Here is a 12,795-nt window from a genome sequence, read left to right as displayed (position 1 = left end):
GGCAGAAACAAAAAAGCTGGCCTTGGGCCAGCTTTTCGAAGTGCAGTTATGGCAGGCGAAGATTACTCTTCGTCTTCGCCCTCTTCTTCGTCGTCTTCACCCGACTCGAAGTAAGTGCCCCAACCGTCGTAATCAATATTGTGTTTCTCAGCCAATTGGATCAGCTTATCAGCCTGCTCATCAATGACCTCTGCATTCAGCGCAGATTCCATCACGGCATCAAAACATACCACTTTGCCGCCACCGTCTTCCGGTGCCAACTCAAGCTCTTCCGCTTCCAGCACTTCAAAGCCCATCTTGAAAGCTTCAACAGCTGCAGCTTCAAGCTCTTCGAAAGTATCGGCTGAGAAATGGTGCTCGATAGTGTAAAGCGCATCAGGCACACTGCCATCTTCTAGCAACGCGGCAATAATTTCGCGCGTTTCTTCCTTCTGCTCTTCGATCAGTTCTGCGTAAGACATGGGGAAACTCCACCTATGGAATAAATTCGAACGCAAATATCGCATGGATCGCAATAAAATACCAAGTGAAATCTCCCTCACTCGAAAACTTGATATTTATCAAACTATCTGCCGATTTATTTCGCAAAGCAATGAAGTAGGGAAATGCATAATATTCCCCAATATGCGCTCCAAGAGAATAAACACAAAACCCTCAATAGCATATTCACCCATAAAACCCAGAGAAATACCCTAGGCGGTCTCTTTACCGATAGGCAGGCGGTATGAAAGGGCTGAAAAAGTGTGAACAATCCCAAAGATATACTGCGCCCAGCGGCATAAAATCCACTGGCAACAAGCCAATAGAGCCACGGCAAAGACTGATGGCCATTAATAAGCATACGAGAGATACGATCATGAGTAACTTCTACCACGGCCTTGAGCCTGGGAGACGACGTCGCAATCAGCTGCGTCGTCCCCGTAGGACACTCACCCACCTGATATCCGCATTGGGCAGCGACCAGCTGCAGGGGATCAACTCCCCAACCTTTGTTGTGCCAGGGAGTGAGAATACGGCTCCGACACCTCACCCATCGTTGACACCTCTATCCAGCCTGTTTCGACAGCAAGGATAAACAACCTGTAAACCATTTCCGTTAGCAACCGCTAATGCCTGGTTCTGCCTGCTCCGGCGTCATGTCCGGCGAGTCCCGTCATGCCTGACGACAGGCCTGGTAGATGAATCACCTTTGTACTGGATGTACAGAGGTAAGGAGATAACAATGACAACCGAAACAATGAAACAGGAAAAGAAAGGCGGCTTTTTTGCCAATTTCAAATTCCCTTCTGCTTACACCATTTTATTCGCTCTTATTGCCCTCGTCGCATTGATGACCTGGATTGTACCGGCTGGCCAGTACGACCGAGTAATGAATGAAGATCTTGGCAAAGAAGTGCCAATCACCGGTACCTACCATGCGGTAGAAAGCAACCCGCAAGGCGTCGTCGATGTCCTGCTGGCACCAATTGACGGCTTCTACGACCACAATACATATGAAGCAGCTGCAATCGATGTTTCACTATTCATCTTGGTGATCGGTGGCTTCCTCGGTCTCGTCACCAAGACTGGTGCGATTGATGCCGGTATCGAACGGGTAACCGCTCGCTTACAGGGGCGTGAAGAAATGATGATACCGATACTGATGGCACTGTTTGCCGCAGGCGGTACTATCTACGGCATGGCGGAAGAATCTCTACCTTTCTACACCCTATTGGTGCCAGTCATGATGGCTGCCCGTTTTGACCCTGTTGTTGCTGCAGCAACAGTACTACTCGGTGCCGGTATCGGTACCCTGGGCTCAACCATCAACCCGTTTGCCACCGTTATCGCGGCTAACGCTGCTGGCATCCCATTCACCGATGGTATTATGCTTCGCGTCGCGATGCTGGTAGTCGGCTGGTTGATCTGTGTTGCCTATGTTATGCGCTATGCCAAAATGGTTCGCGCCGATAAAACCAAATCAATTGTCTACGACAAGTACGAAGAGAACAAAGCCCACTTCTTGGGTAACCAGTCTGGCGAAATGCTGGAGTTCACCGCAACCCGTAAAGTCATCTTGGCTATCTTCGCCGCTTCATTCGGTATCATGATTTACGGCGTAGCCGTTGCAGGATGGTGGATGGCTGAGATTTCAGGCATGTTCCTGGCTTCGACCATCATCATCGGCTTGATTGCCCGCATGAGCGAAGAAGAATTCACGTCAAGCTTCATCGACGGTGCTCGAGACCTACTGGGCGTTGCACTTATTATCGGTATCGCCCGCGGTATCGTGGTAATAATGGACCGCGGTATGATCACAGATACCATCCTGAATGCTGCAGAGCATACAGTAACCGGCCTGTCTTCAATCGTATTCATCAACGTCATGTACTGGCTAGAGATCCTGTTGTCATTCTTGGTGCCTTCATCGTCAGGTCTAGCGGTATTGACCATGCCTATCATGGCACCGTTGGCAGACTTTGCCGGTGTTAGCCGTGACCTTGTTGTAACGGCATACCAATCAGCATCAGGTATTGTGAACCTAATGACACCAACATCAGCGGTAGTAATGGGTGGTCTGGCTATCGCCCGTGTCCCTTATGTACGCTGGGTGAAGTGGGTTGCTCCGCTGCTGGGTATCCTAACCGTTCTTATCATGGCGATGCTGAGTGTCGGCGCCATGCTGTAAATAACAATCCCCCCTTTCGATCTTGCTTGTTTCGCCGCCCCCTTTGGGGCGGCTTTTTTTTCTTGTCCAACCATACAGCCAACTACGACAGCGCAATAAGCGGTCGTGATACCCCGCATAACAGCTAGGTCACTCGCCTCAGCATAGGCCGTCAATGCCATTCTATTCCCCACTTTAAACTGAACCCATTGCTCACGCTCTGCCCCAGCGACTTAAGATCACCTGGTTATACCAGTACTTAACTTAGAACGTCACCGCACTCATATTCCACTGCCCTGAGATACTATTAACCAAAATATAAATAAAACACCATAAAAACGACACGCGTTATATTTACGACCCAGCCATCACATTTAATTCATCAACAAAAAAGCACGGATAAACCTGTGTATATAAATTACAAAAAAGCACTCACATCAAATAAAAAGAAAAATATTTGTTACCAACACAGTAACATTCCGATTATTTTTATATAGACAAACACTTTTAATGCATAAGATTATACTTTTTACATTACCATAACCTGAAACTTTCTGAATAAGATTCCAAGCACACCAAACAATCACATAAAAAACATAGACTTAAACAAAACAAAGCCACTTAAAACTTAGCGAAAACACATAAATACCCATGCATGTAACCCAGTGACAACTGCATTAAAAATGTTAATAAATCAGTCATATAGCGTTACCATGTTAATAATAAAAGTGTGATAGACCTCTAAGACTGCCCCCCCCTTTGGAGTAAAATGGACCCCAGATACGAAAGCAAAGAAATAAACAAACCTTTACTTTGCAATAAAATAAATACAGCCAAACAATTGGCAATAAATAAAGAGAGATACGATCATGAGTAAGTTCTACGTAGGTTCTGAAATAGGTCAATTACGCCGCGTTCTTATCCACCGTCCAGAGCGTGCACTAACTCACCTAACTCCATCAAACTGTCACGATCTACTATTTGATGATGTATTAGCGGTTGAGCGCGCTGGCCAAGAACACGACGTATTTGCTAACACACTACGTGAGCAAGGTGTTGAAGTAATGCTTCTTGGTGATTTGCTAGCAGATACGCTAGAAGTGCCAGAAGCAAAAGATTGGCTTCTTCAAACGCAAATCTCTGACTACCGCCTAGGTATGGCATTCGCTAACGATGTACGTTGCTTCCTTGCAGACCTACCAAGCAAAGAGTTGTCTTCAATTCTTCTTGGCGGCCTTAGCTACGCTGAGCTACCTATTCAATCTTCTTCAATGATGCAAGGCATGCACGAGCCAACTGACTTCATCATTGAACCACTACCAAACCACCTATTTACTCGCGATACATCTTGCTGGGTATACGGCGGTGTATCTATCAACCCAATGGCGAAAGCAGCTCGTCAACGTGAAACAAACCACGTTCGTGCTATCTACCGCTGGCACCCAACCTTCGCAGGTCAGGACTTCATCAAGTACTTCGGCGACGAAGAGAAGATGTACGACAACTCTACTATCGAAGGCGGTGACGTACTGGTTATCGGTAAAGGCGCGGTTCTTATCGGTATGTCTGAGCGCACAACTCCACAAGGTGTTGAGCAACTAGCATCAAGCCTATTTAAGCACGGTGAAGCGAAGCAAGTTATCGCAATGCAACTACCTAAGCACCGTTCTTGCATGCACCTAGATACTGTTATGACGCACATGCGTGAAGATACTTTCTCTGTTTACCCAGAAGTTGTACGTAAAGACGTTCAGTGCTGGAGCCTAACTGGCGACGAATCTGGCGCGGTCAACGTGAAGGAAGAAGGTTACTTCGTGACCGCTATCGAAAAAGCACTAGGCGTCGACAAGCTAAACCTAATCACTACAGGTGGTGACAGCTTCGAAGCAGAGCGCGAGCAGTGGAACGATGCGAACAACGTACTGACTGTGAAACCTGGTGTGGTTATTGGTTACGAGCGTAACACTTACACCAACGAGAAGTACGACAAAGCTGGCATCACAGTACTACCTATCCCAGGTGATGAACTAGGCCGCGGTCGTGGTGGTGCTCGCTGCATGAGCTGCCCAATCGAGCGTGACGGTATCTAATACCGAGGTAATTAGCCAAACCTGACGGCCGGTGCTTGGCACCGGCTACCAAACAGCAAGACCTCTCAGAATCCAGGCGAAAAGCCAAACAAAACACAATAACTGAGAGTAAACCAAGAGAGACGATCACATGACCAAGCAAACTGTTGTAGTAGCTCTGGGCGGTAATGCCCTGCTTCGCCGCGGCGAGCCACTCGAAGCCGATATCCAGCGCCAGAACATTGCCAAAGCGGCACAGACGATCGCGGAAATTGGCAAGGATTACAACGTTGTTCTCGTGCACGGCAATGGTCCACAGGTTGGCCTGCTAGCGCTACAAGGGTTGGAGTACAAAAAAGTTAACCCATACCCATTGGACGTACTGGGTTCAGAAACCCAGGGCATGATTGGCTACATGCTGATGCAAGAACTGAAAAACCTACTGCCGGAGCAAGATGTCTCCTGCATGCTAACCCAGATGACTGTAGATCCGAACGATCCGGCCTTTGCGGATCCAACCAAGCCTATCGGTCCGGTCTACGGAGAAGCCGAAGCCCGCGAAATGGCGGAAAAATACCACTGGACAGTCAAGCCTGACGGTCAGTACTTCCGTCGCGTGGTACCAAGCCCACTACCAACCGGTATTGTCGAAAGCGATGCGATCACGACCTTGATCAAACAAGAGCACCTCGTGATCTGCACCGGTGGCGGCGGTATCCCGGTCAAAAAAGAAAATGGCAAATTGGTTGGTGTAGAAGCGGTTATCGACAAAGACATGTCTGCGGCATACCTTGCCCAGCAGCTTAATGCCGATGCCCTGCTGATCCTGACCGATGCCGATGCGGTTTACCTAGACTGGGGTAAACCAACTCAGAAAGCACTGCGTAGCACCACCCCACGTGAACTAGCTCAATATGCCTTTGATGCTGGCTCCATGGGACCAAAAATCGATGCCTCCTGCAAGTTCATCGAAAAAGGCGGCAAGCTTGTTGGGATCGGTGCCCTAGCAGATGGCCTAGCCATCCTAAAAGGTGAAGCTGGCACAAATATTATTGCAGAATAAGAGAATACTTATTCACAAATCATACATAATGCGTTAAACAATACATAATAACTTCCGGTCGTGGGGCAGACTCATTAAACCCTGCCCCATCCGGCCAGAGAGATACAGATTCAGAGAGGATAACATCATGGCTTTTAACCTTCGCAACCGTAACTTCCTAAAACTACTAGACTTCACTCCTCGTGAGATTCAACACATGCTAGACCTATCTGCTGAGTTGAAAAAAGCGAAGTACAACGGTTACGAGCAACCTCGCCTAACAGGTAAGAACATCGCGCTAATCTTTGAAAAATCGTCAACTCGTACTCGTTGTGCATTCGAAGTAGCTGCATTCGACCAAGGCGCTAAAGTGACATACTTAGGCCCATCGGGTTCTCAAATCGGTCACAAAGAGTCAATGAAAGATACAGCACGTGTACTAGGCCGTATGTACGATGGTATCGAGTACCGTGGCTTTGGTCAGGAAATCGTTGAAGAGTTAGGCGCACACGCAGGTGTTCCTGTATGGAACGGCCTAACAGACGAATTCCACCCAACACAAATCCTAGCTGACTTCCTGACTATGATGGAACACGGCCGTGGCAAGCAACTACACGAAATGAAGTTTGCTTACCTAGGCGATGCGCGCAACAACATGGGTAACTCTCTAATGGTTGGCGCAGCGAAAATGGGCATGGATATCCGCCTAGTTGCTCCAAAAGCATTCTGGCCTGAAGAAGCGCTAGTGGCACAATGCCGCGAAATTGCAGAAGAAACTGGCGCAAAAATCACCCTGACTGAAGACGTGCAAGAAGGCGTTCAGGGCTGTGACTTCCTATACACTGACGTATGGGTATCAATGGGTGAAGCGAAAGAAGCATGGGCTGAGCGTATCAACCTAATGCTACCTTACCAAGTAAACATGGATATGCTTAAAGCAACCGGTAACCCACATGTGAAATTCATGCACTGCCTACCAGCTTTCCACGGTGAAGACACAACAGTTGGTAAAGAGCTAGCTCAAGAATACCCAATGCTGAAAGACGGCGTTGAAGTAACAGACGAAGTGGTTGAGTCTAAGCACTCAATCGTATTCGACGAAGCGGAAAACCGTATGCACACAATCAAAGCAATCATGGTTGCCACGCTAGGTCAGTAATCGACTCTCTTGAGTGTAATTACTCTCAAACCCATACCGGCCTTCGGGCCGGTATTTTTTATGCCTCCCTACCCACTTTCCGCTTTCTACCTACAAAAACAAGCCCTTATAGATCACAGGGTTAGTTCACCTTTCCTAGCCCGAAAAATACCCAACAAAACTGCATAAAGTTCCACTAAATGAATACTTTAGGCAAACGCTTGCGTTCGTTAGAAATGGGGGTATAATCCTTCGCAATTTGTCTAGAGAGAGATAAAAAATGCGCCCGTCTTTTCAGCTAAACCTGATGACCCTACACCGACTTTCGGTGCAGGCGCCGTTTTTTGTTTTTCCTGTTTTTGTAAAAAGAGCCTCCTTTATTAAGGGGGCTTTTTTTTGCCTGCTGCCCACACCAGCGGGCACCTGTCGTTCATCATCGTAATTAAAAGGGAAGAGAAGCCATGGCGAATTCGCTGTTTCAAAAGCACATCATCTCCATTCCGGAACTGAGCCGTAGTGAGCTTGAGCTAGTAGTAGAGACTGCCGGTAAATTGAAAGCCGATCCGAACCCTGAACTTCTGAAGAACAAGGTCGTTGCAAGCTGTTTCTTCGAGCCATCCACCCGTACCCGCCTATCTTTTGAAACCGCTATCCAGCGCCTGGGCGGTACCGTGATTGGCTTTGACAACGGCGGTAACACGTCACTGGCGAAGAAAGGTGAAACCCTTGCTGACTCCGTCCAGGTCATCTCCTCGTATGTTGATGCCTTCGTTATGCGCCATCCGCAAGAAGGAGCAGCGCGCCTGGCTTCTGAATTTTCAAACGGTGTCCCAGTGATTAACGGTGGTGACGGTGCCAACCAACACCCAACCCAGACCCTGCTGGATCTGTTCACCATCTACGAAACTCAAGGCACGCTGGATAACCTCAATGTTGCTTTCGTTGGTGACCTAAAATACGGACGTACTGTTCACTCCCTAACCCAAGCTCTTGCTAAGTTCAACAACGTGAAGTTCTTCTTCATCGCACCGGAAGTGTTGGAAATGCCAGACTACATCTGCGAAGAGCTGGACGAAGCTGGTATCAGCTACAGCGTTCACAGCGCGATGGAAGAGGTGATCCCTGAGCTAGACATCCTGTATATGACTCGTGTCCAGAAAGAGCGCTTCGACGAGTCTGAATACGCCCACATGAAAGCGGCTTACATCCTGACCGCATCAATGCTGGCCGATGCCCGTAGCAACCTCAAAGTACTGCACCCACTACCACGCATTGACGAAATCACCACCGACGTCGACAAGACAAAACATGCTTACTTCTTCCAGCAAGCAGAAAACGGTGTGTACGCACGTGAAGCCTTATTGGCACTGGTCCTAAACGAAGCAATCTAAGCAGGAGAGAAAACAATGGCGAAGGAAACACAACTACAGGTTGAAGCGATTAAGAACGGTACGGTTATCGACCATATCCCTGCAAATGTGGGCTTCAAAGTACTGAAACTTTTCAAAATGCACAAGACCAACCAGCGCGTCACTGTTGGCCTTAACCTGCCATCTTCGGCGCTTAACGGCAAAGATCTCATCAAGATAGAAAACATTTTCATCAGTGAAGAGCAGGCGAGCCAACTGGCACTGTACGCACCACAGGCAACAGTCAACCAAATCGAAAACTACGAAGTAGTAAAGAAGCTGTGCCTAACCCTACCAGAGCAAATCAATGCGGTATTCAAGTGTCCAAATACCAACTGTATCTCGCATGGTGAGCCAGTCGACAGCAGCTTCAAAGTGATCACCAAAAAAGCAGATATCCAACTTAAGTGTAAGTACTGCGAAAAAGTATTCTCACGCGAAATCATGACTGAGAACAACTAAGCTACAGGTTGAGAGCATCGCTAACCAGCTGAAAAGCTGTCTCATTAGCGAAATTTCCTGCCCAAGTAAAAAGAAAGCCTGCTCAAAGTTGAGCAGGCTTTTTTATTCTCACTTCCGACCATCTCCCGCTTCTCACTACTCACTACCTTTATTATTCCGGCCCTACATGCCGGCACTAAAAAAACTATAAAAAATAAGGCTAGTAAAATGAGAAATATTGCGCACCTTGTAAAAGCAGTCAGGTGCCTGCTTTCACGTCCCAGTCATATCTGTATTTCTGCCGTCGCCCTGTCTGGTTGTGTGGCCAGCAATGGCCCGGTCCAGCAAACCTACCAACATTCAGCCAATGAAATGGTGGTAATAGGGGTGCCCATGCTGCTAGGCGGCTTTGGCTCCGCGGTCCCGGTCAATAATGACTATATGATCACCGCCAAGCATGTGGCCCAGTTGTCCTGGGATGCGGGTGTCATCTATCACCCTGCGTGTGATTTGGCTTTGGTCCCTCGCTCCTCAAATGCCCAACCGACCTGGGGGTTAATATACCCCGACCAGCCCGTTATCCACCATGGTCACTCTCTGGTAGGGACAGCCGTTAGCGGTGAAGGGAGATACATTCAGGATGTGGTCGATACCAGTACCGACTGCCTCTACTCGCTCAGTGATGCCCCTGTAATGTCGGGGATGAGCGGTGGGCCAGTATTCAACGCTGATGGAGAGATAGCCGGGATCACCGTGGCCATCGTCGATAACCCGGAAGAATTGCAGAATCTGCAGCCTGCAATCCGCTACAGCCAATTTGTCCCCTCACCATTGATTTTTGACTGGCTGGACGCCTTGGGTATCGAAGTTCAGTCGGCCAGTACCGAGCTTGCAGGGGTCAAGGTCTCGGACTACGTCAGCCAACTCAACCGTCCGGGCACAGAAGAAATCCAGATTGCCAGCAACACCTCAGAGACCACCACGTACACTCAAGCAGGCAACCCTCAACGCCGCGCTTTCCTACCAACAAATCAAGGCAATACCTACTCAACAAACAACCTGTCAGGACTTAATTTTCCCGAAGAAAACGACGGTGTGGCAGCGAACCAACCCCAACAGGAAGTCAAGTTAAATCCTCGGACCCTTCTTGATCAATCGGGATATAATTCCTCATTCTAACCATATAGGTGGCGTTTTGTTTTGGTGATAGGGGTCAATAAATTACGGTTGCATTGTTGATATGATGCCATTGCAAGATTATGCAACCAAGGCATTATATCTTGCCAACCAGCAGCCCATTGTTCGCATCGTAAAGAAGCACAGACTTCCCGAACAATAAGCCAATGCGAGGGCTGTCCACGAGATACGATCAAAGACCCAACAGAATAACAAGGAGTTGCCCGTGAGTGGATACAGTATGCACGGAGCGATAGACGCTTTCTGTCAAGAAGAAAGCATGACTTCCGCCTGTAAGCGATTATTGCAGCAACAAAGCTTCTCAACCCAAGATGATATCCGCACGCAGCTCATCGATATGGGTTTTGAAGATGTCAGCCAATCTACCGTGTCCCGTTTGTTATCAAGACTGGGCGTGGCTAAAGTGCCTAATGCCTATGGTAAAAAGGTCTACTGCCTGACAGTGGAAAGCGAGCCGGTACAAGTCGGCTCATCGATTGCTTCCCAAATCGAATTTATCACCCACAACCAGCTCGTCGTGGTGGTGAAAACCCATCCCGGCGGCGCCCAGCTCGTCGCTCGACTGATCGATATCCAGCCGCATGCCGAGATCCTCGGCACTGTGGGGGGGAACGACACCGTGATGGTCGCACCGAAAGATATCTCTCGTATTGACGAGTGTGAGAAAGTGGTCAAGGCAAGACTTGGGATCCCAGCCTAAAACCGGGTTCCTCTAGAGCCGACTTGTTACCGACCGCTAAGCATAAAGGCAGCCAGAGTCCAATCGTGCTGCCTTTTCAACCAGCTTATCTGAAACCCTTTGACGTCTTCGCCGATGGGTTGCAAACTAGACCTCTAACGATGACCTAACATAATTAAAGTAAGGACAAGTAATGACTCAAGTACTTCACACAGAGCTGGCTCCAGCTGCTATCGGCCCTTATGTACAGGGTGTTGACCTAGGTAACATGGTTCTAACTTCAGGCCAGATCCCTGTAAACCCTGAAACCGGTGAAGTGTCTGACGATATCTCAGAGCAGGCTCGCCAGTCACTAGAAAACGTTAAGGCAGTTGTTGAGTCATCTGGCCTTAAAGTGGCTGATATCGTAAAAATGACGGTATTTGTGAAAGACCTTAACGACTTCGCTACCGTTAACGAAGTGTACGGCAAGTTCTTTGACGAGCACAATGCCCCTTACCCTGCGCGTTCTTGCGTTGAAGTTGCTCGCCTGCCAAAAGACGTGAAGATTGAAATCGAAGCGATTGCTGTTCGTAAATAATCGTTTCGTCGATTTGCTGTAAGCATACAAAAAAGCTGCCTGAAGGCAGCTTTTTTCATTTCTGTGGCAGAAAGTCGTCTTCCAACGGCATTAAGTGTTTGCAAGTGCCAATGTCAGCACTTGCGGGAACCATGCTGTAAACCGTTGAGGCTCTTGCTCTAACGCTGCCTGTAGATCGCTCTGAGCCCACCAGCGAAAAGCCATCACTTCCTCTGGGCTCGGATTGATCACGATGTCAGAGGTCGGCGCCACCAAAACATGGTCCAGTTCGTGTTCAACTAAGTCATTATCCAGCTCGGCGAAGTAAACGAAAGAGGCCACATCTGATAAGCGGTGGAGGCCAGAGATCCCCATCTCTTCTTCAAGCCGACGGATTCCGGCCTGTGCCATAGACTCCCCTAGGCGTGGGTGTGAACAGCAAGTATTGGTCCACAGTCCACCACTGTGGTATTTGTTCAACGCACGTTGATGCATTAGGAACTCGCGTTCATTTTCACCATCCCGGTACAACAGGACCGAAAACGCCAGATGAAGGGCACCGTCCCGGTGGGCCTGCATTTTTTCCTGAACGCCAAGCTCCCTGCCTTGCGGATCGACTAATATTACCTGTTCTTCAATCATGGTGTTTTCATCTACATACAATACCAACCTAAATAAATACTAGATCAAAGACTTATCTTGGGTGGTAAAAAACAAAAAGGACACGCACAGGCATGTCCTTCATCAGTCACATTTTGGCTAACAGCCCAGTCGATTAATTTGTCGAGCGGCGTGTCGCCTCAGCATTTAGCTCATCCAGTTTAGCCGCCATCATATCGCGGCACTGGTTCGATAGTGCTCGGACATCTTCTTTTGTCATACCGTCAACCGGTACGGGTGGTAGCATCTCAACGATCACCACACCGTTGTCCCATTTGTTCAGCTTAACATTTTCCGTGCTACTACACACAATCGGCACAACAGGCACACCAGCAGAGATAGCGGCATGGAAGGCGCCAGTTTTGAACGGCAGTAAACCACGGCCACGAGAGCGGGTACCTTCAGGGAACATCCAAATAGAGACATTGCGCTGTTTAATTTGCTCAACCACCTGGCCGATAGTACCGACGGCCTTACTGCGGTTAGCTCGGTCGATAAGTATATTACCGGTTAGCCAATAAAGCTGACCAAAGAAAGGCATCCACGAGATGCTTTTCTTGCCCACGGTCACGGTTCTTGGTTGGATAGCACCAGACACGGTAAACAAATCATAATTGTTCTGGTGATTCGCTAAATATACGCTTGGAACGGGCTGCTCGCCATCAGGGTAACGAAATTCCAGCTTAATACCGAAGATGCGGGCCATCTTGCAGAAATGACGACCGACAATATAAACATTCTTAGGGTTTCGAGGGCTTAGCAGACAATAGCCACAACCGAATACAAACATGACAACAGTAAATACTGCTACAGCAATCATGCGCAATACAAATAACATCAGACTCTCCTCAGCGTACAAGCGTTCGCTAGTATACTTAGGCTGCGGGAAAAAACACCTTTTATGTGCAGAAATTAGACCACATCCTACCTCTTTCTGCTCCGAACTACCGGAAA

General features: G+C 48.4%; 13 protein-coding genes. 10 read left to right on the top strand and 3 right to left on the bottom strand.

The genetic code is table 11. From position 1 onward, the window contains the following. Positions 1-62: 62 nt before the first annotated feature. Positions 63-461 (bottom strand): ribonuclease E inhibitor RraB, encoded by a 399-nt coding sequence (gene rraB / locus ACVA58_RS20880; protein WP_255045092.1) that lies wholly within the window; start codon positions 459-461, stop codon positions 63-65. Positions 462-856: 395 nt separating this feature from the next. Here rraB and ACVA58_RS20875 point away from each other — a divergent pair, with 395 nt between their 5' ends. The 10 genes from ACVA58_RS20875 (at position 857) to ACVA58_RS20830 (ending at position 11,202) form a co-directional block, all read left to right on the top strand. Next, entirely contained in the window at positions 857-1,075 is a 219-nt protein-coding gene (locus ACVA58_RS20875; RefSeq protein ID WP_446512292.1) for a hypothetical protein, read from the top strand. A 147-nt stretch (positions 1,076-1,222) separates the two neighbouring features. Further along, positions 1,223-2,668, top strand: a complete 1,446-nt coding sequence (locus ACVA58_RS20870) for a YfcC family protein (protein WP_446512291.1) — start codon at positions 1,223-1,225, stop codon at positions 2,666-2,668. Positions 2,669-3,516: 848 nt separating this feature from the next. Beyond that, a complete protein-coding gene (gene arcA / locus ACVA58_RS20865; RefSeq protein ID WP_428655905.1) occupies positions 3,517-4,737 on the top strand; it encodes an arginine deiminase in 1,221 nt (406 codons plus the stop codon). Between the two features lie 130 nt (positions 4,738-4,867). Continuing rightward, entirely contained in the window at positions 4,868-5,779 is a 912-nt protein-coding gene (gene arcC / locus ACVA58_RS20860; protein ID WP_446512290.1) for a carbamate kinase, read from the top strand. A gap of 127 nt (positions 5,780-5,906) precedes the next feature. After that, complete coding sequence (locus tag ACVA58_RS20855; protein ID WP_446512289.1) at positions 5,907-6,917, top strand: ornithine carbamoyltransferase; 1,011 nt, start codon at positions 5,907-5,909, stop codon at positions 6,915-6,917. Positions 6,918-7,357: 440 nt separating this feature from the next. Continuing rightward, positions 7,358-8,287, top strand: coding sequence for an aspartate carbamoyltransferase (gene pyrB, locus ACVA58_RS20850; protein ID WP_446512288.1), 930 nt, complete (start codon positions 7,358-7,360; stop codon positions 8,285-8,287). A gap of 15 nt (positions 8,288-8,302) precedes the next feature. Continuing rightward, positions 8,303-8,767 carry an aspartate carbamoyltransferase regulatory subunit gene (gene pyrI / locus ACVA58_RS20845; RefSeq protein WP_446512287.1) on the top strand — a complete coding sequence of 155 codons (465 nt, stop codon included), beginning with the start codon at positions 8,303-8,305 and terminating at the stop codon, positions 8,765-8,767. Positions 8,768-8,974: 207 nt separating this feature from the next. Further along, positions 8,975-9,925, top strand: a complete 951-nt coding sequence (locus ACVA58_RS20840) for a S1 family peptidase (RefSeq protein WP_446512286.1) — start codon at positions 8,975-8,977, stop codon at positions 9,923-9,925. A gap of 238 nt (positions 9,926-10,163) precedes the next feature. Then, positions 10,164-10,643: an arginine repressor gene (locus ACVA58_RS20835; RefSeq protein ID WP_446512314.1), complete on the top strand. Its 480-nt coding sequence runs from the start codon at positions 10,164-10,166 to the stop codon at positions 10,641-10,643. Between the two features lie 172 nt (positions 10,644-10,815). Beyond that, on the top strand, positions 10,816-11,202 hold the full coding sequence (locus tag ACVA58_RS20830) for a RidA family protein (RefSeq protein ID WP_446512285.1): 387 nt from the start codon (positions 10,816-10,818) through the stop codon (positions 11,200-11,202). 90 nt (positions 11,203-11,292) lie between these two features. Here ACVA58_RS20830 and idi read toward each other — a convergent pair whose 3' ends face one another. Then, positions 11,293-11,823 (bottom strand): isopentenyl-diphosphate Delta-isomerase, encoded by a 531-nt coding sequence (idi, locus tag ACVA58_RS20825; protein WP_446512284.1) that lies wholly within the window; start codon positions 11,821-11,823, stop codon positions 11,293-11,295. 133 nt (positions 11,824-11,956) lie between these two features. Beyond that, a complete protein-coding gene (locus ACVA58_RS20820; RefSeq protein WP_446512283.1) occupies positions 11,957-12,679 on the bottom strand; it encodes a 1-acylglycerol-3-phosphate O-acyltransferase in 723 nt (240 codons plus the stop codon). Positions 12,680-12,795 lie beyond the last annotated feature (116 nt).

It is taken from the genome of Photobacterium sp. DNB22_13_2 (genome assembly GCF_052873915.1).
Note: the sequence above shows the minus strand (reverse complement) of the source record. Positions and strands in the feature narration are given on the sequence as shown.

Excerpts from the sequence above, each read along its gene's own strand:
- ACVA58_RS20840 (WP_446512286.1), top strand. The coding sequence starts at position 8,975 with ATGAGAAATATTGCGCACCTTGTAAAAGCAGTCAGGTGCCTGCTTTCA.
- ACVA58_RS20820 (WP_446512283.1), bottom strand. The coding sequence starts at position 12,679 with ATGTTATTTGTATTGCGCATGATTGCTGTAGCAGTATTTACTGTTGTC.
- pyrI (WP_446512287.1), top strand. The coding sequence starts at position 8,303 with ATGGCGAAGGAAACACAACTACAGGTTGAAGCGATTAAGAACGGTACG.
- ACVA58_RS20835 (WP_446512314.1), top strand. The coding sequence starts at position 10,164 with ATGCACGGAGCGATAGACGCTTTCTGTCAAGAAGAAAGCATGACTTCC.
- ACVA58_RS20870 (WP_446512291.1), top strand. The coding sequence starts at position 1,223 with ATGACAACCGAAACAATGAAACAGGAAAAGAAAGGCGGCTTTTTTGCC.
- idi (WP_446512284.1), bottom strand. The coding sequence starts at position 11,823 with ATGATTGAAGAACAGGTAATATTAGTCGATCCGCAAGGCAGGGAGCTT.
- ACVA58_RS20855 (WP_446512289.1), top strand. The coding sequence starts at position 5,907 with ATGGCTTTTAACCTTCGCAACCGTAACTTCCTAAAACTACTAGACTTC.
- pyrB (WP_446512288.1), top strand. The coding sequence starts at position 7,358 with ATGGCGAATTCGCTGTTTCAAAAGCACATCATCTCCATTCCGGAACTG.
- ACVA58_RS20875 (WP_446512292.1), top strand. The coding sequence starts at position 857 with ATGAGTAACTTCTACCACGGCCTTGAGCCTGGGAGACGACGTCGCAAT.
- rraB (WP_255045092.1), bottom strand. The coding sequence starts at position 461 with ATGTCTTACGCAGAACTGATCGAAGAGCAGAAGGAAGAAACGCGCGAA.
- ACVA58_RS20830 (WP_446512285.1), top strand. The coding sequence starts at position 10,816 with ATGACTCAAGTACTTCACACAGAGCTGGCTCCAGCTGCTATCGGCCCT.
- arcC (WP_446512290.1), top strand. The coding sequence starts at position 4,868 with ATGACCAAGCAAACTGTTGTAGTAGCTCTGGGCGGTAATGCCCTGCTT.
- arcA (WP_428655905.1), top strand. The coding sequence starts at position 3,517 with ATGAGTAAGTTCTACGTAGGTTCTGAAATAGGTCAATTACGCCGCGTT.